Origin of the sequence: Rhodococcus sp. TAF43 (assembly GCF_052113525.1) — a bacterium.
Classification (GTDB): Bacteria; Actinomycetota; Actinomycetes; order Mycobacteriales; family Mycobacteriaceae; genus Prescottella.
This window is the reverse complement of the sequence record NZ_JBFRDL010000001.1, coordinates 270,257-293,034: the sequence shown is the minus strand read 5'-3', so window position 1 is coordinate 293,034 and position 22,778 is coordinate 270,257. Positions and strand designations below refer to the sequence as shown.

The following is a 22,778-nucleotide window of genomic DNA, read 5'->3' as shown; positions in this document are numbered from 1 at the left end:
CCAGTCACCGCGTGTCCCTCACCTTTCCAGCCGCATCCAGATGGCCGCACTCGCCGGTAGCGTCACCTCCGCCGACGCCGGCCGACCGTGCCACGGCCGCTCCAGGGCCGTCACCGCGCCGAAGTTGCCCAAGCCCGACCCCTGGTACTGCAGCGCGTCGGTATTGAGGATCTCAGACCAATTGCCCGGTTCGGGCAAGCCCACACGATACTTCTCGTGCGCCGACCCCGAAAAGTTGTACAGGCAGGCGACGATCGAGCCGTCGCTGCCGTACCGCAGGAAGCTCAGCACGTTGTTCTCGGTGTCGTTCGCGTCGATCCACGAATATCCGCCGGGGGAGGTGTCCAGCGTCCACATCGCCGGATTGGCGCGGTAGACGGCATTGAGATCGCAGACGAGGGCGTGGACGCCGTGGTGCAGGTCGCCGGTCACCGGGTCCTCGAGTTCGTGCCAGTCGAGCCCGTGCTCCTCGGACCACTCGGCCCGCTGCCCGAACTCCTGCCCCATGAACAGCAACTGCTTGCCGGGGTGCGCCCACATGTACGCCAGCAGCGCACGCACGCCCGCGGCCTTCGCGTAGTCGTCACCCGGCATGCGCGACCACAGCGTGCCCTTGCCGTGGACGACCTCGTCGTGGCTGATCGGCAGCAGGTAGTTCTCGCTCCACGCGTACATGAGCGAGAACGTGATCTCGTGGTGGTGGAAGGTGCGGTGGACGGGGTCGCGCTGCAGGTACCCGAGGGTGTCGTGCATCCAGCCCATGTTCCATTTCATGGTGAACCCGAGTCCGCCGACGTTGGTGCTGCGCGTGACGCCCGGCCACGACGTCGACTCCTCGGCGACGGTCACGACACCCCGGTGATGCTTGTGCACGGTCGCGTTCATCTCCTGCAGAAACGCCACCGCCTCGAGATTCTCGCGACCCCCGTGGACGTTGGGTGTCCACTGGCCGGACGGCCTGGAGTAGTCGAGGTACAGCATCGAGGCCACGGCATCGACACGCAGACCGTCGACGTGGAACTCGTCGAGCCAGAACAGGGCGTTGGCGACCAGGAAGTTCCGGACCTCGCGGCGGCCGAAGTCGAACACATAGGTGCCCCAGTCGAGTTGCTCGCCGCGCTGCGGATCCGCGTGCTCGTACAGCGGGGAACCGTCGAACCGGGCCAGCGCCCAGTGGTCCTTGGGGAAATGCGCCGGCACCCAGTCGACGATGACGCCGATCCCGGCCCGGTGCAGCCGGTCGACGAACGCGCGGAAGTCGTCGGGCGTCCCGAAGCGGGCGGTCGGCGCGTAGTACGACGTCACCTGGTAGCCCCACGAGCCGCCGTAGGGGTGCTCGGCCACGGGCAGCAGTTCGACGTGCGTGAACCCGGCCTCGATGACGTACGTGCTCAGTTCGTCGGCGAGTTCGGTGTAGCTCAGTCCGGGACGCCACGATCCGAGGTGGACCTCGTACACGCTCATCGGTTCCCGGCTCGGCTCCGTGCCGGCGCGGGCCGCCATCCACTCGCCGTCGGACCATCGGTGCGTCGAGGCGGTGACGATCGACGCGGTCGCCGGCGGAACCTCCGTCGCGAACGCCATCGGGTCGGCCTTGTCGCGGACGCTGCCGTCGCGGCCGTGGATCCGGAACTTGTACATCTCACCGGGTCCGACGTCGGGGACGAACACCTCCCACACCCCGGTCGAACCGAGCACGCGCATCGGGAAGGTCCGCCCGCCCCACAGGTCGACGTCGCCGGTGACCGCGACGCCGCGGGCACCGGGCGCCCACACCGCGAACGACGTGCCGTGCACGACGCCGTCGGGGGTGTCGTACGTGCGCGGATGCGCGCCGAGGATGTCCCAGAGCCGCTCGTGCCGGCCCTCCCCGAACAGGTGCAGATCCAGTTCGCCGAGGGTCGGGAGGAACCGGTACCCGTCGGCGGTCACCACCGTGTACGCGCCCGGGTAGGTCACCACGAGGCGGTAGTCCGCCACGTCGTCGACCGCGACCAGCGCGCTGAAGACGTCGTCGGCGACCCGCTGCAGCGGGTGATCGCGCCCGCCGATCCGCACCGAGACGGATTCGGCGCCCGGGCGTAGCGCCCGGATCACGGTGCCGTCGGGGTGCGGGTGCGCACCCAGGACCGCGTGCGGATCGTGGTGGGTGCCCTGCGTGAGCAGAGTCAGGTCACGCGGATCCGGTGGACACACCTCGACGGGCGGGGTCACGGATTGTGCTCCCGGTCGGCGAGGCGTCTGCGCGCCTCGAGGGGGATCGGCGGCAGCGCCAGGATGTGCGCCGACGCCCGCCACGGTTCGAGGCGGACGAAGTTGTGCTGCCCCCACTCGTACTGTTCGCCGCTGACCTTGTCGTGCACGGACAGGTGGTCGTGCCAGTCGCGGCCGAGGGCCGGCATGTCGAGGGACACGAAACCCTGCTCGGCGCCGAACGGGTTGAGGTTCACCACGGTCAGGACGGCATCGCCGGTGACGGGATCGAACTTGGAGTACGCGACGAGCGCGTCGTTGTCGACGTGGTGGAAGTGCAGGTTCCGCAACTGCTGCAGCGCCGGGTGTGCTCGCCGGATCCGGTTCAGCGTCGTGATCCACGGCTCGAGGGATTCACCGCGGGCCCGGGCATCGGCGTAGTCGCGGGGGCGCAGCTGGTACTTCTCCGAGTCCAGGTACTCCTCGCTGCCGGGGCGGATCGCGACGTGCTCGAACAGCTCGTAGCCGGAATACACGCCCCACGTGGGCGAGAGCGTCGCCGCGAGCGCGGCCCGCAACGCGAACATGCCCGGGCCGCCGTGCTGCAGGCTCTCGTGCAGGATGTCGGGGGTATTGACGAACAGGTTCGGCCGGGCCTCGTCGGCCTTCGCGGCGATCTCGTGACCGAATTCGGTGAGCTCCCACTTGTTCACCCGCCACGTGAAGTACGTGTACGACTGCGTGAACCCGCGCTTGGCGAGCCCGTACAGGCGTGCGGGCCGGGTGAACGCCTCGGACAGGAACAGCACGTCCGGGTCGGTCCTCTTCACCTCGTCGATCAGCCACTCCCACAGGCGCGGCGGCTTGGTGTGCGGATTGTCGACGCGGAAGATCTTGACGCCCAGCCGGACCCAGTGCCGGACGACGCGCAGCACCTCGGCATGGATGCCGTCGGGATCGTGATCGAAGTCGATCGGGTAGATGTCCTGGTACTTCTTGGGCGGGTTCTCGGCGAACGCGATGGTGCCGTCGGGCAGCTGCGTGAACCACTCGGGATGCTGTTGCGCCCACGGATGATCGGGGGCGCACTGCAGCGCGAGATCGAGCGCCACCTCCAGCCCGAGCCGCGCGGCGTCGGCGACGAACGCCTCGAAGTCGGCCTCGGTGCCCAAGTCGGAATGGATCGCGTCGTGACCGCCGTCCGCCGACCCGATCGCCCACGGTGAGCCGACGTCGTCGGGGCCGGCGGTGAGGGAGTTGTTGGGGCCCTTGCGGTTCACCTCGCCGATCGGATGGATCGGCGGCAGGTAGACGACGTCGAAACCCATCGCGGCGATGCGGGGCAGGTCCGCCGCGGCGGTCGCGAACGTGCCGTGCCGCGGGGCGCCGTGCGCGTCCCACCCGCCGGTGGAGCGGGGAAAGAACTCGTACCAGGACCCGAACAGGGCGCGCCGGCGGTCCACCACCACGTCGTACGGGCGCGATGCGGTCACCAGTTCGCGCAGCGGCCGCGCGCGCAGTGCCTCCGCGACATCGGACGCGAACGCCGGTGCGACCCGGACCGGCAGCTGCCGGTCCGACCGCAGCGAGGCCGCCACCGCGAGCAGGCGGTCGCGGTCGAACCGGTCCGCGCCGCCGGCCGCCCGCTCGAACAGGCGCGCGCCGAGCTCGAGGTCGTTGGCCAGATCCGCGGGCCCCTGACCGACGCCGAGCTTCGCCTCCACCGCGTGCCGCCACGTGGTGATCGGGTCACCCCACGCCTCGATGCGGTAGCTCCACGTCCCGACCGCGGTCGGGGTGAACGTCGCGTGGAACGAGTCCAGCTGCGGCCCGGGGTGCATCGGAATCCGCACCGTGTCGGACGGTCCGCCGGGGCCCTCGACGACCAGCGTCGCCGCCACCGCGTCGTGTCCCTCCCGCCACACCGTGGCGGACACCGGAAACACCTCGCCGACCACGGCCTTGGCCGGGAAACGACCGTCGTCGATCGAGGGCAGCACGTCGTCTATGGCGAGGCGACCTGGCACGCGGACTCCGTTCGGTCGGTAGGCGTTTGCCCCGTGGGGGCGATCGTGATGGGTCAACCGTAGTTCAGCGGATCGCGACGCGCGGGGATCGTGCGGACGAATCACGTGTCGTCGGCCCGCGCGCGCGTCAGGAGTGCTGGTCGAGCTTGTCGATATGAACGAGAACTCGCTCGTGCCAATCGATCTCGACCTGAACGCGCATCTGTGCGTGTTCGAGGATCAGATCGTCCGCTTTGCTCTGGTCGGGCCATCGCCGGTCGAGTTGGTGGCTCAACTGGGACTGACGTGCGCGCAGTGCGGCGACGCGGTCGCTGATGTAACCGCGCAGGATCTCTCGGTCGATGTCCGAGCTGACGGCTAGGGCGAGATCGACCGGGTCGGGCTTGAGATGTATCTCGCTGAGTGCTTCGTCCCGAAGCGCTCGTAGCTCGCGGCCGCCTTCGTCGGTGATCTCGTAGATCGTTCTCGCGGGAAGCGTCCCGTCCTGCTCGGTGCGGAGGGGGCGGATGAGTCCTTCCTCTGTGAGCCTGTGCAGTGCCCCGTAGAGAGACCCGGGTTTCACCTGCGACCACAGGTCGGCGCGGTCCACGCGGGCGTCCCGGCGCAGTTGATGCCCGTGCATCGGCCCGCGTTTGGCCAGTGCTCCCAGAACGAACAACCGCGTGGGATTCATTCGTCCTTTGTACACGAGTACTCGTATTTGAGTACTCTCGTTTGGATGACTGTGAGACCCATCGTGATCGCCGGCGATCCTCTTCTGGCAACTCCGGCGGTCCCTGTGACGCGCTTCGGCTCCGAGCTCGCGGCGTTCGTCGCCGACATGTTCGAGACCAACACGGCAGCGAACGGTGCGGGTCTCGCCGCAAACCAGATCGGTGATCCGCGCGCGGTGTTCGTGTACGACCTGATCGACAACGGTGTTCGTCATCGTGGGTGCGTGATCAATCCGACGTTGGAAACCTCGGAGCGGCCGGAGACGATGCCGGACCCAGATGAACTCGAGGGGTGCCTCTCGGTTCCCGGCGAGCGGTTCCCCACGGGTCGCGCCGACTGGGCGCGAGTCAGCGGAGTCGACACGGGAGATCGGCCCATCGTCGTCGAGGCGACCGGATACCTCGCGCGATGCTTCCAACACGAGGTCGACCATCTGGAGGGCCGTCTCTATGTGGATCGTTTGATCGGCCGTCATCGACGCGCCGCTCGCAAGATGATCAAGCTGCGGGGGTGGACCGAGCCGGGTGGCTCGTGGCTCCCCGGATCCACGGACGGCGCCTTCGGCTGAAACGTCGCCACGGAGGCCCACCGATTCTCGCGACATCGGCGGTCGACGGCGCCTATCGTGGCGCGGTGACTGTGACAGCCGAGTTCGAAACCGCGCGGTGTTCGCTCAGCGGGTGGGGGAGGCGTGCGGCATCGACCGCCGACGTGCTCTCGACGCCCGACCTCGACGTGATCGCGTCGGCAGTGCAGCGATCGGGCCCGCGGGGCGTCATCGCCCGCGGCCTGGGACGCAGCTACGGCGACCCGGCACAGAACGCGGGCGGGCTCGTCGTCGACATGACCGCCCTCGACCGCATCCACCACATCGATCCGGCTTCGGGCGTCGTCGACACGGATGCCGGCGTCAGCCTCGACGCGCTGATGCGCGCCGTTCTGCCCCACGGTCTGTGGGTGCCCGTCCTGCCGGGCACGCGGCAGGTGACCGTCGGCGGCGCGATCGGCGCCGACATCCACGGCAAGAACCACCACTCGCACGGCAGCTTCGGCAACCACGTCGAGTCGCTCGACCTCCTCGCCGCCGACGGCACGATCCGCACGCTCTCGCCGACCGGCGCCGATCGCGACCTGTTCTGGGCGACGGTCGGGGGAATGGGATTGACGGGCATCGTGGTGCGGGCGCGAGTGCGCATGAAGCACACCGAGACCGCCTATTTCATCGCCGACCACGACCGCACCGCCGACCTCGACCAGACGATGGAACTGCTGACCGGCGGCTCCGACGACGGCTACGACTACTCGATGTCGGTTCCGGACACGATCTCGACCGGTCCGAAGCTGGGTCGGGCAGGGTTCACCCGGGGATCGCTGGCGACGCTCGATCAACTGCCGCCGAAGCTGCGTCGGGATCCCCTGCGGTTCAACGCCCCGCAGCTGTTCACGGTCCCGGACGTCTTCCCGAACGGGATGGTCAACCGCTTCACCGTGCGTATCGCTGCGGAGGCCGCGTATCGCGTCTACCCGAAGCACGGTCGCGGCACCATCCAGAATCTGACGCAGTTCTACCACCCGCTCGACCTGCTCGGAGAATGGAATCGGGCCTACGGGCGCGAAGGCTTCATGCAGTACCAGTTCTCGATCCCGTTCGGTGCCGAGCAGCAGCTCGCCGACATCGTGCGCAGGATCGCCGAGTCCGGTCACCGTTCGTTCCTCAACGTGTTCAAGCGGATGGGCGACGGCAACCCGGCCCCGCTGTCGTGGCCGCACCCGGGATTCATGCTGAGCCTCGACTTCCCCATGAGGAGGGGACTCGGCCGATTCTGCGACGAGCTCGACGAGCGCGTCCTCGCCGCCGGCGGCAGGCTCTACTTCGCGAAGGACTCCCGCACCACACCCGAACGCGTCGAGCAGATGTATCCGCGGCTCGCCGAATGGCGCGCCGTTCGGGACCGGATGGACCCGGAGAGGGTGTTCGTCTCGGACCTGGCCCGCCGACTTCAGCTGATCGGTGGTGTCGAAAGTCGGTAGTGTTCGCGGCGTGAAAGCCCTGCGTCGGTTCACCGTCCGAGCCCACCTGCCCGAGCGTCTCGCGGCCCTGGGGCCGCTGTCGACCAATCTGCGCTGGTCGTGGCATCCGGAGACACAGGATCTGTTCGCGTCGATCGACCCCGACCTGTGGACGGCGGTGCGCCACGACCCGGTCCGGATGCTCGGCGAGGTCGATCCCTACCGGCTCGACGAACTGGCGACCGACCAGGCGTTCCTGGCCGAGCTGGACCGCTCGGCCGCCGATCTGGACGACTACCTGACCCGGCCCCGCTGGTACCAGGACCAGCTCGGCAAGGGTGCCGCGCTGGCCACGGGGATCGCGTACTTCTCGATGGAGTTCGGTGTCACCGAGGTGCTGCCGAACTACTCCGGCGGGCTCGGCATCCTCGCCGGCGATCACCTCAAGGCCGCGTCGGATCTGGGGCTGCCGCTGATCGGCGTCGGGTTGCTGTACCGCTCCGGCTACTTCCGGCAGTCGCTCACCGCGGACGGCTGGCAGGCCGAGCACTACCCGGCCCACGACCCGCAGGGGCTGCCGCTGCGGCTGCTCACCGAGAGCGCCGAGAACGGCGGACCCGGCGCGCCGGTGCTGATCCACATCGCGATGCCCGGCGGCCGCGTGCTGCGGGCGCGGGTGTGGATCGCGCAGGTCGGCCGGGTGCCGCTGCTGCTGCTCGACTCGGACATCGCGGAGAACGATCCCGAACTGCGCGCCGTGACCGACCGGCTCTACGGCGGCGACCAGGACCACCGGATCAAGCAGGAGATCCTCGCCGGCATCGGCGGTGTGCGGGCGGTTCGCGCCTACACCCGCGCGCACGGGATCGCCGATCCCGAGGTGCTCCACATGAACGAGGGACACGCCGGTTTCCTCGGCCTCGAACGCATCCGGGAGCTGATCACCACCTCCGCACTGGACTTCGACGCCGCGCTCGCGGCGGTGCGCGCCGGCACGGTGTTCACGACGCACACCCCGGTCCCGGCGGGTATCGACCGGTTCCCGACCGAGTTGGTGCGCCGCTACTTCGGCGGCAGCGAGGGCGAGCAGGAGTCGACGTTGCTGCCCGGACTGGGGGTGGACCGCATCCTCGCGCTCGGCGGCGAGAACGACCCCGGCGTGTTCAACATGGCGCACATGGGACTTCGGCTGGGCCAGCGCGCGAACGGGGTCTCGAAGCTGCACGGCGCGGTGAGCCGGGAGATGTTCGAGTCGCTGTGGCCCGGCTTCGACGCCGCCGAGGTGCCGATCGGCTCGGTCACCAACGGCGTGCACGCTCCGACGTGGGCGGCCCGTGAGTGGATGGACCTCGGACGCCGACTCGTGGGGCCGGGCCTGCTGGAGGAGGCCCGCGGCTGGGAACGGCTGCGGGAGATCGACTCCGGTGAACTGTGGTCGACCCGGAACACGTTGCGTGCGCAGTTGGTGGACGAGGTTCGTCGCCGGGTGCGCGCGTCATGGCTCGAGCGCGGCGCGACCGAGGCCGAGCTCGGCTGGACGACAGAGGTGTTCGACCCGAACGTCCTGACCGTCGGGTTCGCGCGGCGTGTCCCGACGTACAAGCGCCTCACCCTGATGCTGCGGGACCCCGAGCGGTTGCGCGCGCTGCTGCTCGACGACGAGCGTCCGGTGCAGCTCGTGGTCGCCGGCAAGAGTCACCCCGCCGACGAGGGCGGCAAGGCCCTGATCCAGCAGGTGGTGCGGTTCGCCGACCAGCACGACGTCCGGCATCGGATCGTGTTCCTGCCCGACTACGACATGTCGATGGCGCGGTACCTGTACTGGGGCTGCGACGTGTGGCTCAACAACCCGCTGCGCCCGCTCGAGGCGTGCGGGACGTCGGGCATGAAGTCGGCGCTCAACGGCGGACTGAACCTGTCCATCCGCGACGGCTGGTGGGACGAGATGTTCGACGGGGAGAACGGCTGGGCCATCCCCACCGCCGACGGTGTCGCCGACGAGACCCGCCGCGACGACCTCGAGGCCACCGCACTGTACGAGTTGCTCGAGCGGTCGGTGCTGCCACGCTTCTACGACCGTGACGGCGGCGGGCTGCCGACCCGCTGGCTCGAGATGGTCCGTCACACGCTGCAGACCCTGGGTCCGAAGGTGCTGGCGTCGCGCATGGTCCGCGACTACGCCGTCGAGTACTACGCGCCGGCGGCGGCCGCGGCCCGGAAGATGCTGCCCGACAACTTCGCCGGTGCCCGCGAGGTGGCCGAGTACCGGCGCCGGGTGGGTGCGGTATGGCCGGGTGTGCAGGTGGCGCAGGTCGACAGCGCCGGGCTGCCCGACAACCCCGAGATCGGCGCCGATCTGTCGCTGCGCGCGTACGTCCGACTCGGTGGGCTGTCGCCGGAGGACGTAGTCGTGCAGGCGGTGCTCGGCAAGGTGGGCCCCACCGAGGACCTCACCGACTTGACGGCCGTGCCGATGGTGCACACCGGCACCGACGGGCTGGGGGAGGTGTTCGAGGCCACCACACCGTTGCCGGTGTCGGGGTCGGTGGGCTACACCGTCCGTGTCCTGCCGCACCACGACCTGCTCGCCACCGACGCCGAGCTGGGACTCGTCGCGGCGCCGTACGTCTAGGTCGAGACCGCTTCGACACCGCGGGGCATGATTCCCCGCGAGGCCGAACCCGTCAGCTGGCGGGGTCGTACTGGAACGCGCGGACCTCCTGCGCGCACCGGCAGGCAGCCGCGATCTTCGCAGCCCATTCCAGGGCCGCCTCGTGGGAGGGCAACTCGAGGAGCGCGTAGCCGCCTTCGAGCTGTTTCGTCTGCGGGTACGTGCCCTCGGTCACCGTGCCGTCCCCGTCGACCAGGACGGGCGGAACGCTCTCGTCGATTCCGCCGCCGAACACCCAGACGCCGGCGTCCTTCGCCTCCTCGACCACCGCGTGCGCCGCATCCGAAACTGCCTGCAGATCCTCGGCGGGAAAGACCATGGCGCCACTCGGGAACGAGATCAGGTACTTCGTCATCGCGTCGACTCCTTCTTCCGTACTGTCACCGGGACACCCCCGCTCCCCGTCGGACATCCGCTGCTCGCCACGGTCATCCTCATCCGTCAGGACTGGATGTCGCGGCGCCGGAACCCGGCCAGCGCGAGCACGTAGAGCGCCGCCGCGATGACGAGCAGCACGATCAGCGGCGCGATGTCGAACGTGTCCGCCGGCAGGTTCGGTGTGAAATGGAACGGCGATGCCCATCCCGTCCAGTCGGGCAGGACCTCGAGGAACATCCCGATCACCAGCGCGTAACCGAGGTACACCCACACCACCGCCAGCAGGCGCGGGAACCACGCGTACACCGCCGCGGTCAGCCCGATGATCGTCAGTGTGGCGGGCAGTCCGTTCGCGGCGGCGCCGACGAGGCGCCCGAACATCGAACCGTCGTGCAGCGTCGCGGCCGCGGTGATGCCCATCGCGGCACCCGCCGCCAGCACGATCAACGCGGTCGCGACAGTGATCACGGCCAGTTGCGCGCCCAGCCACCGCCAGCGGGAGACCGGGCTCGCCAGGACGTCCTCGGCCCGGCCCGACGTCTCCTCGTTGCGCGCCGACTGGACGGCGGTGAGCGCGTACATGCACGCCATGATGGTCAGGAACACCAGGTACAGCGCGAACGCGCCCTGCGCGGCGTTGGCCTCGCCTCCCGGCAGCAGCCCGGCCAGGCGGGGGTCCTGATTGACGAAGTCGGCGACCTGCTGGCCCAGCGCCCCGATCGGGAAGGCGAGCGCGACGACGCCGATTCCCCACGCCACGATCTGGTTGCGCTGCATGCGCACCGTCAGCGCGGCGATCCCGGTGAGGGTGCTGCTCGCGCGGGGCCGGCCGCCCCGCGGGGCCACCAGGCCGGCGCCGATGTCGCGTCGGCCCACCACCGCGTAGGCGAGGACGACACCGACGACCACCGCGCCGAGGCCCAGCAGCAATGGCCACCACCGCTCGTCGACGTACGCGCGGGTGGATTGCGCCCAGCCGATCGGCGACAGCCACGACCACACGCTGCCGTCCTCCTTGGCGCGGACGTCCCCGATCGCGCGCAGCAGGTACGCGGCCGCGACCGCGACCAGACCCAGTCCGCTCGCGGTGCGGGCATGCTCGGTGACCTGCGAGAACAGGGCCGATGTCGCGCCGAACGCCAGACCGACCATGAACACCCCGGCGGCCAGGTTCCACGACCCGACGGCCGGCAGTCCCACCGCGGTCAGACCGAGCCCGAGGACCAGTCCGATCAGCAGGTTCGCCAACAGCACCACTGCGAGTCCCGACGTGATCGGCGCGAATCTGCCGACCACGGCCGAACGCAGCATCTCGGCGCGGCCGGACTCCTCCTCGGTCCGCAGATGCAGGGTCACCAACAGCACCGACATGACCGCGACGGCGATCATCGTCATCCCCGCGATCTCGTTCGCCACCATCGCGCCGAGCGTGTAGTCGGACAGTCCGTAGCCGGGCCCGGCCAGCGACGTCGCGGCCGGCGACTCGATGAGGGCGGCGCGTGCCTGACGCGATTCCGGGGTGGGGTAGAGGGTCTGGTAGCTCGACGCCAGCAGCACCGTCGAGCCGCCGACCGCGATCACCCACGCCGGCAGCCGGATCCGGTCGACCCGCAGCGCCAACCGGGTGAGCGTCCACGTCCCGGCGAGACGGTCCGTCGTCGAGGTCCCGGCCGGTCCGGTGACCCGTTCGACGCCCGCGACCTGCGCCGTCATCGTCGCTCGATGCCCAGCGAGTCGAACTCGTCGCTGTACTCGCGCAGGAACAGGTCCTCGAGCGTCGGCGGGTGCGCGGTGATCGTCAGCACGCCGAGTCCGGTGAGCGTCGACATGACCGAATCGATCCGGTCGGAGTCGACGTCGAAGGTGATGCCGTTGTCCTGGTCGACGAGCGTCTGCAGGTTGTACACACCCGGCATCGAGGCGAGCCCGTCCGGAGCCTCGCGGGTGGTGGCGGTGATCGTGGTCCGGGTCAGGTGGCGCAGCTCGCGCAGGGTGCCGCTCTGCACCGTCCGGCCGGCGCGGATGATCGTGACCACCCCGCACAGCGACTCCACCTCGGCCAGGATGTGGCTCGACAGCAGGATCGTGCGGCCGTCCCGCGTCGCCTCGCCGATGCACTGCTGGAACACCGCCTCCATCAACGGGTCCAGGCCCGACGTCGGCTCGTCGAGGATCAGCAGTTGTGCATCGGCGGCCAGCGCCGCGATCAGCGCGACCTTCTGCCGATTGCCCTTCGAGTACGTGCGGCCCTTGCGGGTGGGATCGAGTTCGAAGCGCTCCATCAGCTCCTGGCGCCGCGCCTCGTCGAGGCCCCCGCGGAGCCGTCCGAACAGGTCGATGGCCTCGCCGCCGGTGAGGTTGGGCCACAGGTTCACATCGCCCGGCACGTACGCGAGGTGCCGGTGCAGGCTGACGGCGTCGCGCCACGGGTCGGCGCCGAGTACGGTCACCTCGCCGCCGTCGGCGCGCAGCAGACCCAGCAGCACCCGGATGGTGGTGGACTTGCCGGATCCGTTGGGGCCGAGGAAGCCGTGGACCTCGCCGGGGCCGACCTCGAGGTCGAGGCCGTCGAGGGCATGGACGTCACCGAAACGCTTGGCGAGGCCACGAACCGAGATCACCGGGTCCATCGCCCGAGCATAGGGCGGATGCGGGGGCGTCGGCCCAGTTTTGCCGGGGTGCGTGCTCAGCCGCGTCTCAGGGCCGCGACGCCGCGATCCGGGCGAGCGCCTGCCGCACCACCTTCGGGTCCGCCGTCTCCCAGAACGGCGGCAGCGACGCCCGCAGGTAGCCGCCGTAGCGGGCGGTGGCCAGACGCGAGTCGAGGACCGCGACGACACCCTTGTCGTCGACGCTGCGCAGCAGACGCCCCACGCCCTGCGCCAGCAGCAGGGCGGCGTGGTTCGCGGCCACCGACAGGAAGCCGTTGCCGCCGCGCGACTCGACGGCCTGCTGGCGGGCGATGAGCAGCGGATCGTCCGGGCGCGGGAACGGGATCCGGTCGAGGATCACCAGGCTCAGCGACGGGCCGGGAACGTCGACGCCCTGCCACAGCGACAGCGTCCCGAACAGCGTCGTCGCCTCGTCCTCGGCGAACTTCTTCACCAGCGTGCCCGTGGCGTCGTCGCCCTGGCACAGGATCGGGACGTCGAGGCGTTCGCGCATCTCCTCGGCCGCGGCCTTCGCGGCGCGCATCGACGAGAACAGTCCCAGTGTGCGGCCACCGGCCGCGGTCACCAGTTCCGCGATCTCGTCCATGAAGGCGGGGGACAGGCCGTCGCGCCCGGGCGGGGGCAGGTGCCGGGCGACGTACATGATCCCGGCCTTCGCGTGGTCGAACGGCGAGCCGACGTCGAGCGAATTCCAGCGCAGCACACCGGCGTCCGACGGCGCCTCCTTGCCGATCGCGGTCGCGGTGTCGCTGCGCGCCGGCGACTCCGGCGGCAGACCCCAGTTGACGGCTAGCCCGTCGAACGAGCCGCCGACCGTGAGCGTCGCCGACGTCAGCACCACAGTCGACTCCGCGAACAGGCTCGCCCGCAGCAGCCCGCCCACCGACAGCGGCGCCATCCGGACCACCCGGCGGACGTTTCCGCGGTTCTCGTCGACCGACAGCCACACGACGTCCTTGCGTTTGGCCGGGTCGGGCTCGTCGAACGCGGTGAGCACCCGGACCGCGCTGTCGTGGATCTCGTCGATCGCCGACAGTGCGGCGTTGCGGGCGGCCGCGGCCTCGGGATCGGCGGCCGCCATGCCGGGCTTGGACGGCCCGATCGCCGTCCGGACATTCCAGGCGGCGTCGCGGACCGCGGCCAACGCCATCGAGACACCGTCGGGCAGCGCGTCCCAGCGCCCGGCGGGCAGATCCTCGAGCAGGTCGGTCCAGCCCTCGGCGGCACCCTCGAGCCGGTCGACGTCCTGCTCCTCGACGATCTTGATGCTGCGGCGGGCGGCGGCACTGATCGCCGACGCCGACAGCTCCGCCGTCGCGACGCCGGTGACCCGGTCGACCAGTTCGTGGGCCTCGTCGATGACGACGACGTCGTGTTCGGGCAGCACCGCGATGCCGGAGATCGCGTCGATCGCGAGCATCGCGTGGTTGGTGACCACGACGTCGACCTGTGCGGCCTCGGCGCGGGCCCGCTCGGCGAAGCAGTCCTCGCCGACGGGGCAGCGCGACTTGCCGAGGCATTCGCGGGCGCTGACGCTGACCTGCCGCCAGGCCTGGTCGCTGACGCCGGGCACGAGGTCGTCGCGGTCACCGGTCTCGGTGTCCGACGACCACTTCGTGAGCCGCTGCACCTCGCGGCCCAGACGGCTGATCGCGAACGCGTCGAACAGCTCCGCCTCGGGCGGATCGTCCTGCGCCATGCCCGTGTGGATCTTGTTCATGCACAGGTAGTTGCCGCGGCCCTTGAGGATCGCGAACTGGGGGCGCCGTCCCAACGCCGACGTGAGCGCGTCCGCCAGGCGCGGCATGTCCCGGTCGACGAGCTGACGCTGCAGCGCGATGGTCGCGGTCGAGACGACGACGGTGCGGCCGGACTCGACGGCGTGGCGCACGCTCGGCACGAGGTAGGCGAGCGACTTGCCGGTACCCGTCCCGGCCTGCACCGCGAGGTGCTCGCCGGTATCGATCGAGTGGGCGACGGCGGATGCCATCGTCAGCTGGTTCTTGCGGGGCTTGCCACCCAACGTCCGGATCGCGACCTCGAGAAGTTCCGGGACATTGGGCAGCTCTCGGGCACGGTCGGACACCGCAACAGGGTACTGCGCGGGGCCGTCAGTCGCGGTCGCCGACCTGCCCGACGAGTTCGACACCCGCCGCATCGAGTTCGGCCAGCGCGGCCTCCACGGTGACGGGGGACACGCCGGCGGTGAAGGGGAGCAGCACCCGCGTGCGGAATCCCTCGATGGCCGCGTCCAGCGCGGTCGCGCGGACGCAGTGATCGGTCGCGATGCCCACCACGTCCACGGCGTCGATGCCGTGGCGGCGCAGCCAGTCGGCGAGCGACTCACCGCGGGCGGAGACGCCCTCGAAGCCCGAGTACGCGGCGCTGTACTCGCCCTTCGAGAACACCTCCTGCAGCGGCGCGGTCTCGAGCGCCGGATGGAACTGCGCGCCCGGCGTCCCGGCCCGGCAGTGCGGGGGCCATGTGTCGACGAAGTCGGGGTGATCGGAGAAGTGTGGCCCCGGATCGACGTGGTGGTCCCGGGTCGCGACGATCGCCGCGTAGCCCTGGCCGAACAGGTCGTTGACGTCGGTCGCGACGGTGGCGCCGCCGGTGACCGCGAGCGCGCCGCCCTCGCAGAAATCGTTCTGGACGTCGACGACGATCAGTGCCTTCCCGGTCACGCTCGTCCCTCCTCTCACGTCGTGATCGTCGGCTCGGCCGACATGGCGAAACGGGTCGGCACGGCCGGATCGCCGTGCGAGAGCTTGAGCCCCTCCCAGGGCAGGCTCACGAGATTGCTCGCGAGCAGCGCGCGGGCGTCCTCGAGCGTCGGTAGGTCGCCGACCAGGTCGCCGCCGCGCACCATCGGGGTGAGCAGTTCCCGCGCCTCGAGGTCGCCGACCTCCGGGGCCGGCGCGCCGGCGAGGTACAGCACCTCCTCGACGACGGTGCCGGACGGGCGGCTCAGCCGCATCGCCCGCTTGGTGCCGCCCCGCGACTGCTTGTGGCTGCTGCGCTTCTCGACGGGAACGCCGTCGACCTCGACGAGCTTGTAGACCATGCCCGCCGTGGGTGCCCCGGATCCCGTCACGAGGGAGGTCCCGACCCCGTACGCGTCGACCGGTTCGGCGCGCAGAGCCGCGATGGCGTACTCGTCGAGATCACCCGAGACGACGATCCTGGTGCCGGTCGCGCCGAGGCCGTCCAGTTGGTCGCGGACCTGGCGGGCGAGCACACCCAGGTCGCCGGAGTCGATGCGCACGCCGCCGAGCCCGGTGCCCGCCGCGGCCACGGCGTTCTTGACGCCCTGAGTGATGTCGTAGGTGTCGACCAACAGTGTCGTGCCCACCCCCAGCGCGGCGACCTGCGCGCGGAACGCGGCCTCCTCCTGCGGCGCTCCGTCCGCGGTGTGCAGCAGCGTGAAGGCGTGCGCGCTGGTTCCCGCGCCCGGCACGCCGTGACGGCGGACCGCCTCGAGATTGGACGTCGCGTCGAACCCCGCGAGGTACGCCGCGCGGGCGCACGCAACGGCCGACTCCTCGTGCGCGCGCCGCGACCCCATCTCGATCAGCCGACGACCGTCCGCGGCGCTCACCATGCGGGCGGCCGCCGACGCGATCGCGCTGTCGTGGTTGAGGATCGACAACGCCAGGGTCTCGAGTAGGACACATTCGGCGAACGTGCCCCGCACGGACAGGATCGGTGATCCGGGGAAGTACAGCTCGCCCTCGCGGTAGCCGTCGATGTCCCCGGAGAACCGGAAGTCGCGCAGCCAGTCCACGGTGGAGCTGTCGAGGAAGCGCGAGACGATCTCGAGTTCGGGTTCGCCGAAGCGGAAGTGCGCCAATGCGTCCGGGATTCGGCCCATGCCGCCGACGACGCCGTACCGGCGCCCGTCCGGCAGTCGGCGGGCGAAGACCTCGAAGCTGCAGCGGCGGTGCGCCGAGCCGTCGGTGAGGGCCGCCTCGAGCATCGTCAGCTCGTACTGGTCGGTGAAAAGCGCGGTACTCGGACGAAGTCCGGTGCTCTCTGCGGGAACGGTTGCCACGGGCCCAACTTTACGATTCGGGCGCCGGGCGCGGGTGTCGAGTTCCGGAGCCACGCCGTACCCTGGACGCATGGCGCCGTGTTCCACAATGACTTTCCCGACCGCAGTTCCGGTCGGCAAGATGCCCGCCGCAGCGCCCCAGGTCTCTCCTGCCGAGGCGGAAATCGAGGAGATGACCGAGGCCCAGGATCGGCCGTGGGTAACTGTCGTCTGGGACGATCCCGTCAACCTCATGCACTACGTGACGTACATCTTCCAGAAGCTCTTCGGCTACAGCAAAGCCAAGGCGACGGACCTGATGATGCAGGTCCACAAGGAAGGAAAGGCCGTCGTGTCGAGCGGTTCGCGCGACAAGGTCGAGAACGACGTGCGCAAGCTGCACGCGGCCGGCCTGTGGGCGACCATGCAGCGCGACAGCAGCTAGACGATCGAATCCATCCCTCTCGACGGTTAGGAACCCGGGTACAGACGTGCGGACTTGGACCAGGAAGAACTCACTCGGCGGACTGAAACTGCGCTCGGAGATGGACGCCCACGAGGCGGCGGTCCTGCGGTCGCTGGTGACGTCGGTTTCCGGGCTGCTCGAGGAGCGCGCCGCCTCGGCGCCGACGGACGAGCTGGCCGCGCTGACGGGCCTGCGGACCGGCAACAGCGAAACCCCGTCCGACGAGGTTCTCGCCCGCCTGTTGCCCGACTTCCAGCGCGCCGACCCCGACCGGCCCGACGACGATTCCGAGCGCGGCAACGTCAACAGCGCCCTGCGCAGCCTGCACGAGCCGGAGATCATCGACGAGAAGATCGCCGCCGGGTCCGTGGTCCTGCAGACGGTGCCCGCGGAGGGCGGCAAGGTCGTCATCACCCCGGAGCAGGCCGACGCGTGGTTGGCCGCACTCAACGACGTCCGGTTGGCCCTGGGAACGAACATCGGCATCGACGCCGACACCCCGGACGAACTCGAGGAGGGCGACCCGCGGGCCCCGCACCTCGACGTCTACCACTGGTTGACGTGGATGCAGGACTCCCTCGTCCAGGCGCTCCTGTCGTGACGGCGCCCCGGTCCGGGCCGTCGGATTCGCTGTCCGACGTCGCCGGCGTCCTCGTCGGCCACGACCACCTGCTCGATCCCGACGCGACGCTCGGCGCCGGTGCGGCGACCGGATGCACCGTGGTGCTGGTGCCGTCCGGTGCGACCGCGGGCGTCGACGTGCGTGGCGGTGGCCCCGGCACCCGCGAGACCGACCTCCTCGACCCCAGCCACTCGGTGCAGCAGGTGCACGCCGTCCTGCTGACCGGCGGCAGTGCGTACGGCCTCGCCGCCGCCGACGGGGTCATGCGGTGGCTCGAGGAACACGACCACGGGATCCCGATGGGGGCGCCCGGCCAGGTGGTCCCCATCGTGCCCGGCGCGGTGATCTTCGATCTGCCCGTCGGCGACTGGAACGTCCGGCCCACCGCCGAGTTCGGGCGTCGCGCGGCGTCGCGCGCGTCGGGCACCGTCGTCACCGGCAGTGTCGGTGCCGGGACCGGAGCCCGCGCGGGCGTCATCAAGGGCGGGGTGGGTTCCGCCAGCACCGTCATCGACGGTGGTCCGGCCGACGGTGTCACCGTCGCCGCGCTCATGGTGGCCAATCCGGTCGGTGCGGTGTGGGATCCCGACACCGGCCTGCCGTGGGGGCTGTCGCTCGCCGACGCCGAACGTCGCGGAATGCGACTGCCGTCGCCCGACGATCTGGCCGCCGCGAACGAGTTGGGGGCCAAGACGACGGTCCTCAACACCACGATCGGCGTCATCGCAACCGACGCGACGCTGTCCAAGGCCGCCTGCCGACGAGTCGCGGTCGCCGGACACGACGGTTTGGCCCGCGCCATCCGTCCCGCGCATTCGCCGCTCGACGGCGACACGATCTTCGCGCTCGCCACCGGCGCCCGTGACGTGCCCGCACCCGACGGTGTCCCGGCGGCCTTCCCGACGGAACTACCGATCCTCGACGCGGTCTGCACGGCCGCCGCCGCATGCGTGCAGTGGGCGATCGTCGACGCGATCCTGTCGGCCACTGCGGTCGCCGGGATCCCGAGCTACCGCGACGTGTTTCCGTCGGCGTTCGGGACTTCCGGCTAGACCGCGCGGTCGTTCGACACCGACCGTCATCGGCGATGGTCGGTACGCTCGGATTCGTGACCGCCGGATCAGAACTGCGCCCCGACCTGCCTCGTGTCCCGCGCCCGCTGTGGCAGCGGGCGGCGATGACCATCGGCGGGTTCGCGATGGTCCTCTACGTCCTCGAGGCCGTCGACACCGTTGCCGGCAATCCGCTGGACCAGTGGGGGATCGAACCGCGCACGCTCGACGGCCTGTGGGGAGTCCTGTTCGCGCCGATGCTGCATTTCGGGTGGGGACACCTGTTCGCCAACACGGTGCCGCTGCTGATCCTCGGGTTCCTGGTGCTGATGTCGGGGATCGGTCGCGGTCTCGCCGCGACCGGGATCATCTGGGTGATCGGCGGGGTCGGTACGTGGCTCACCGGCGGCGTCGGTGCGCATCTCGGCGCGTCGGTGCTGGTGTTCGGCTGGCTCACGTTCCTGCTGGTGCGGGGGATCTTCACCCGCAGCATCGGACAGATCCTGCTCGGTGTGGTGGTGTTGTTCGTCTACGGCGGCATGCTGTGGGGCGTGTTGCCCGGGCAGTACGGGATCTCGTGGCAGGGGCACCTGTTCGGCGCGATCGGAGGCGTCGTCGCGGCGTGGGTGCTGTCGTCCGACACGCGCAGGCGCCGGACCGCGGTGCCGACGGTCGGCACGTCCGGGATCCAGCTTCCGCGCACCTAGAACCGCCCTCTGATCTGCGGGTCGCTGACTCGGCGATCACATGCTCGACCCGTGCGCCGACGGATCACAATCCGACGGCAGATGTGAGTTCACACAGCCGAAAGTGCCCGAAGCTTTTTGAGAGCGCGGTGGTCGTGGCAGCATGGTTTGCATGCGCATTACGGTCCTGGGATGTTCGGGCAGCGTCTCCGGACCCGACTCGGCTGCTTCGGGCTACCTCGTGACGGCTCCGGGTACCCCACCGGTGGTCATGGATTTCGGCCCCGGTGTGCTCGGCGCGCTGCAGCGATACGCCGACCCAGGTGAGGCCACGATCCTGCTGTCGCACCTGCACGCCGACCACTGCCTCGACATGCCGGGCCTGCTCGTGTGGCGCCGCTACCATCCCAATCCGCCGGCCGGCCGGGCCCTCGTCTACGGCCCCACGGACAGCGCGTGCCGTATCGGCGTCGCGTCGGCCGAGTGCGGCGGTGACCTCGACGACATCTCCGACACCATCGATCTGCGCAGCTGGTCCGACGGCCACGTCGCCGAGATCGGCGAGATCACGGTGGAGGCGCGCCGGGTCAACCACCCCCCGGAGGCGTACGGGTTCCGCGTCACCAGCAAGACCGGCCGGGTCCTCGTCTACACCGGCGACACCGGCATCTGCGAGTCCGTCGTCGAGCTGGCGCGGGGCGCGGACGTGCTGCTGTCGGAGGCGTCGTGGACGCACAGCCCCGACCGTCCCGAGGGCATCCACCTGTCCGGGACCGAGGCCGGGCAGATCGCGACCCGTGCAGGGGTCGGCGAGCTACTGCTCACCCACATTCCGCCGTGGACGTCCCGCGAGGACGTCATCGCCGAGGCCAAGGCCGAGTTCTCCGGACCGGTGCACGCGGTGTCGGCCGGCGACGTCTACACCGTCTGACCGCAACCGGCGCCCCGCCCGCGCACTCCCGCGCGGCGACTAGGCTCTCGGAACGTGACGACACGAGAAGACGGTAGGACCGACGATCAGCTCCGCGAGGTTCGGATCACGCGGGGATTCACCAACCACCCGGCGGGTTCGGTGCTGGTGGAGTTCGGCAACACCCGGGTGATGTGCACCGCGAGCGTCGAGGAGGGCGTGCCGCGCTGGCGCAAGGGTTCGGGGCTGGGCTGGCTCACCGCCGAGTACGCGATGCTCCCGGCCGCCACGCACACCCGCAGCGGCCGCGAATCGGTCAAGGGCAAGGTCGGCGGGCGCACCCAGGAGATCAGCCGCCTCGTCGGTCGTTCGCTGCGCGCGTGCATCGACCTCGCCGCGATCGGTGAGAACACCATCGCGATCGACTGCGACGTGCTGCAGGCCGACGGCGGCACCCGCACCGCGGCCATCACCGGCGCCTACGTCGCGCTGGTGGACGCCGTGACCTACCTGCGCGCCGCCGGGCGTCTGGCGGACCCCCAGCCCATCTCGTGCGCCATCGCCGCCGTCAGCGTCGGTGTCGTCGACGGACGTGTGCGCCTGGACCTGCCCTACGAGGAGGACTCGCGCGCCGAGGTCGACATGAACGTCGTCGCGACCGACACCGGCACCCTCGTCGAGATCCAGGGCACCGGAGAAGGTGCCACGTTCCCGCGGTCGACGCTCGACAAGCTGCTCGACTCGGCGCTCGCCGGCTGCGAGCAGCTGTTCGAGATCCAGCAGGCCGCGCTCGCCGAGCCGTACCCGGGCACGCTGCCGGAGCCGGCCGAGCCGAAGAAGAAGGCGTTCGGCAGTTGAGCGGCAGGATCCTGGTAGCCAGCCGCAACGCAAAGAAGCTCGGTGAGCTGCGGCGCGTGCTCGCCGCCGCCGGTATCGACGGCCTCGAGGTGATCGGCCTCGACGAGGTGCCGGAGTTTCCGGAGACCCCGGAGACCGGCGCGACCTTCGAGGACAACGCGCTCGTCAAGGCCCTCGACGGTGCCGCCGCCACTGGCCTGCCGTGCGTCGCCGACGACTCCGGGCTCGAGGTCGATGCCCTGAACGGCATGCCCGGCGTCCTCTCGGCTCGCTGGAGCGGTGCCCACGGAAACGACGACGCGAACACCGCGCTGCTGCTGGGTCAGCTGTCGGACACGCCGGACGAGCGGCGTGGCGCGGCCTTCGTGTCGGCGTGCGCGCTCGCGATCCCGGGCGCGGGCCCGATCGTGGTACGGGGAGAGTGGCGTGGGCGGATCGTCCGCGAGCCGCGCGGCGACAACGGATTCGGCTACGACCCCGTCTTCGAACCCGGTGGTGAGCAGCGGACGTCGGCCGAGTTGTCGCCGCAGGAGAAGGACGCGGCCTCGCACCGCGGACGCGCGCTGGCCCAGTTGGTGCCGGCCCTCGCGCAGCTCGCACGCCGATAGAGACGCACGAAGGGCCCGTCCTGACGGACGGGCCCTTCGTCGTGTGCGGGGTGGGATCAGACCCCGAAGTCGCGCTTCACCTGGACGGTGCGCCAGTGCTCGACGAAGAACGACAGGAACGGGACGGTGCCGGCCAGTAGCGTGCCGATCGTGCGGCTCGCAGGCCAGCGGACCTTCACGGCGAGGTCCATCGTGAGGATCAGGTACACGAAGTACACCCAGCCGTGCACGATCGCGATCCAGGTCGGCAGGTTGTCGACGCCGAAGATGTACTTCGCCACCATCTCGGCGGTGAGCACGAGCAGCCAGATACCGGTCGCGTACGCGAGTACCCGGTAGCGCAGGAGTGCCCCGGCGATCTTCTTCCTGTCGCCCTCCGTGGGCGTCGCCGGCGCGGGCGCGGTGGTCTGCTGTGGGGTGGTCTCGTTCGGGCCGCCGCTCACTTGTCGCTCCTATCGGACTCGCGAGCGGAGAGCCCGGCGAGGTAATCGTTGTACTCGAGCATCTGCCGAGACTCGGGATCATCGACGTCGTCGGACGACGTCCGCGCCTTCGGGCGCTCGGGAAGCAGCCCGTCGGGGACGTCGGTCGGTTCGTCCGCGGCCGCCTGCTCGTCGGCCTCGGCTCCGCCGTCCTCGAGCTGGACGAAGCGGCGGTATGCGTAGACGACGAATGCTGCGAACAGCGGCCACTGGAACGCGTAGCCCAGGTTCTGGCCGGTGCCGCCGGCCGCTTCGAATCGCGTCCACTGCCACCAGCCGAGCGCGAGGCATCCGGCGGCCGCGACGATCACCAACACGATCAGCGCGGGGCGTCGTTTTCGAACGGTTCTGGCCACACATCGACGGTACCCGAGGTGGGGAGCCTCCCCGTAGGGGTGC

Annotated in this window: 21 protein-coding genes; 10 read left to right on the top strand and 11 right to left on the bottom strand. The window is 70.3% G+C overall.

The window, feature by feature from the left end; all coding sequences use genetic code 11:
* Positions 1-18 precede the first annotated feature (18 nt).
* The 3 genes from glgB to AB4Z09_RS01400 form a co-directional block, all read right to left on the bottom strand.
* On the bottom strand, positions 19-2,214 hold the full coding sequence (glgB, locus tag AB4Z09_RS01410) for a 1,4-alpha-glucan branching protein GlgB (RefSeq protein ID WP_442239011.1): 2,196 nt from the start codon (positions 2,212-2,214) through the stop codon (positions 19-21).
* The gene (locus AB4Z09_RS01405; RefSeq protein WP_442239010.1) at positions 2,211-4,220 is read right to left on the bottom strand and encodes a maltotransferase domain-containing protein; all 2,010 of its coding nucleotides are present in this window, start codon (positions 4,218-4,220) and stop codon (positions 2,211-2,213) included. The genes glgB and AB4Z09_RS01405 overlap by 4 nt, the downstream gene beginning before the upstream one ends.
* A gap of 127 nt (positions 4,221-4,347) precedes the next feature.
* On the bottom strand, positions 4,348-4,893 hold the full coding sequence (locus tag AB4Z09_RS01400) for a PadR family transcriptional regulator (protein WP_442239009.1): 546 nt from the start codon (positions 4,891-4,893) through the stop codon (positions 4,348-4,350).
* Positions 4,894-4,938: 45 nt separating this feature from the next.
* Between AB4Z09_RS01400 and AB4Z09_RS01395 the strand changes: the two genes are divergently transcribed.
* The 3 genes from AB4Z09_RS01395 (at position 4,939) to glgP (ending at position 9,576) form a co-directional block, all read left to right on the top strand.
* Entirely contained in the window at positions 4,939-5,502 is a 564-nt protein-coding gene (locus AB4Z09_RS01395) for a peptide deformylase (RefSeq protein WP_174909534.1), read from the top strand.
* 71 nt (positions 5,503-5,573) lie between these two features.
* The gene (locus tag AB4Z09_RS01390; protein ID WP_174914609.1) at positions 5,574-6,965 is read left to right on the top strand and encodes an FAD-binding protein; all 1,392 of its coding nucleotides are present in this window, start codon (positions 5,574-5,576) and stop codon (positions 6,963-6,965) included.
* 10 nt (positions 6,966-6,975) lie between these two features.
* Complete coding sequence (glgP, locus tag AB4Z09_RS01385) at positions 6,976-9,576, top strand: alpha-glucan family phosphorylase (RefSeq protein ID WP_442239008.1); 2,601 nt, start codon at positions 6,976-6,978, stop codon at positions 9,574-9,576.
* Positions 9,577-9,628: 52 nt separating this feature from the next.
* Here the strand turns inward: glgP and AB4Z09_RS01380 are convergent, their stop codons facing one another.
* The 6 genes from AB4Z09_RS01380 to AB4Z09_RS01355 all read right to left on the bottom strand — a co-directional run bounded on the left by AB4Z09_RS01380 (position 9,629) and on the right by AB4Z09_RS01355 (position 16,788).
* Positions 9,629-9,970, bottom strand: a complete 342-nt coding sequence (locus AB4Z09_RS01380; RefSeq protein WP_114719493.1) for a YciI family protein — start codon at positions 9,968-9,970, stop codon at positions 9,629-9,631.
* A gap of 86 nt (positions 9,971-10,056) precedes the next feature.
* A complete protein-coding gene (locus tag AB4Z09_RS01375) occupies positions 10,057-11,706 on the bottom strand; it encodes an ABC transporter permease (protein WP_442239007.1) in 1,650 nt (549 codons plus the stop codon).
* A complete protein-coding gene (locus tag AB4Z09_RS01370; RefSeq protein ID WP_174909537.1) occupies positions 11,703-12,623 on the bottom strand; it encodes an ABC transporter ATP-binding protein in 921 nt (306 codons plus the stop codon). The genes AB4Z09_RS01375 and AB4Z09_RS01370 overlap by 4 nt, the downstream gene beginning before the upstream one ends.
* 67 nt (positions 12,624-12,690) lie before the next feature.
* Entirely contained in the window at positions 12,691-14,751 is a 2,061-nt protein-coding gene (locus tag AB4Z09_RS01365; RefSeq protein WP_174909539.1) for an ATP-dependent DNA helicase, read from the bottom strand.
* Positions 14,752-14,776: 25 nt separating this feature from the next.
* Positions 14,777-15,349: an isochorismatase family protein gene (locus AB4Z09_RS01360; RefSeq protein WP_174909541.1), complete on the bottom strand. Its 573-nt coding sequence runs from the start codon at positions 15,347-15,349 to the stop codon at positions 14,777-14,779.
* A 14-nt stretch (positions 15,350-15,363) separates the two neighbouring features.
* On the bottom strand, positions 15,364-16,788 hold the full coding sequence (locus AB4Z09_RS01355) for a nicotinate phosphoribosyltransferase (protein ID WP_441346807.1): 1,425 nt from the start codon (positions 16,786-16,788) through the stop codon (positions 15,364-15,366).
* Here AB4Z09_RS01355 and clpS point away from each other — a divergent pair.
* From clpS to rdgB, 7 genes are all read left to right on the top strand, one after another.
* The gene (gene clpS, locus AB4Z09_RS01350; protein WP_114719501.1) at positions 16,787-17,140 is read left to right on the top strand and encodes an ATP-dependent Clp protease adapter ClpS; all 354 of its coding nucleotides are present in this window, start codon (positions 16,787-16,789) and stop codon (positions 17,138-17,140) included. The genes AB4Z09_RS01355 and clpS overlap by 2 nt on opposite strands.
* A gap of 46 nt (positions 17,141-17,186) precedes the next feature.
* Positions 17,187-17,762 (top strand): oxidative stress transcriptional regulator AosR, encoded by a 576-nt coding sequence (gene aosR, locus AB4Z09_RS01345; RefSeq protein WP_174909545.1) that lies wholly within the window; start codon positions 17,187-17,189, stop codon positions 17,760-17,762.
* Complete coding sequence (locus tag AB4Z09_RS01340) at positions 17,759-18,835, top strand: P1 family peptidase (RefSeq protein ID WP_174909547.1); 1,077 nt, start codon at positions 17,759-17,761, stop codon at positions 18,833-18,835. Before aosR ends, AB4Z09_RS01340 begins: the two co-directional genes overlap by 4 nt.
* 125 nt (positions 18,836-18,960) lie before the next feature.
* Positions 18,961-19,542 (top strand): rhomboid family intramembrane serine protease, encoded by a 582-nt coding sequence (locus AB4Z09_RS01335; protein WP_442239021.1) that lies wholly within the window; start codon positions 18,961-18,963, stop codon positions 19,540-19,542.
* A gap of 151 nt (positions 19,543-19,693) precedes the next feature.
* Positions 19,694-20,452 (top strand): cyclic nucleotide-degrading phosphodiesterase, encoded by a 759-nt coding sequence (locus tag AB4Z09_RS01330; protein WP_174909551.1) that lies wholly within the window; start codon positions 19,694-19,696, stop codon positions 20,450-20,452.
* A gap of 54 nt (positions 20,453-20,506) precedes the next feature.
* Positions 20,507-21,289, top strand: coding sequence for a ribonuclease PH (gene rph, locus AB4Z09_RS01325; protein ID WP_114719511.1), 783 nt, complete (start codon positions 20,507-20,509; stop codon positions 21,287-21,289).
* Positions 21,286-21,897 carry an RdgB/HAM1 family non-canonical purine NTP pyrophosphatase gene (rdgB, locus tag AB4Z09_RS01320; protein WP_174909553.1) on the top strand — a complete coding sequence of 204 codons (612 nt, stop codon included), beginning with the start codon at positions 21,286-21,288 and terminating at the stop codon, positions 21,895-21,897. Before rph ends, rdgB begins: the two co-directional genes overlap by 4 nt.
* 56 nt (positions 21,898-21,953) lie before the next feature.
* Here the strand turns inward: rdgB and AB4Z09_RS01315 are convergent, their stop codons facing one another.
* Positions 21,954-22,340: a DUF3817 domain-containing protein gene (locus tag AB4Z09_RS01315; protein WP_114719515.1), complete on the bottom strand. Its 387-nt coding sequence runs from the start codon at positions 22,338-22,340 to the stop codon at positions 21,954-21,956.
* The gene (locus AB4Z09_RS01310) at positions 22,337-22,735 is read right to left on the bottom strand and encodes a transcriptional regulator (protein WP_114719517.1); all 399 of its coding nucleotides are present in this window, start codon (positions 22,733-22,735) and stop codon (positions 22,337-22,339) included. The genes AB4Z09_RS01315 and AB4Z09_RS01310 overlap by 4 nt, the downstream gene beginning before the upstream one ends.
* Between the last annotated feature and the right edge of the window lie 43 nt (positions 22,736-22,778).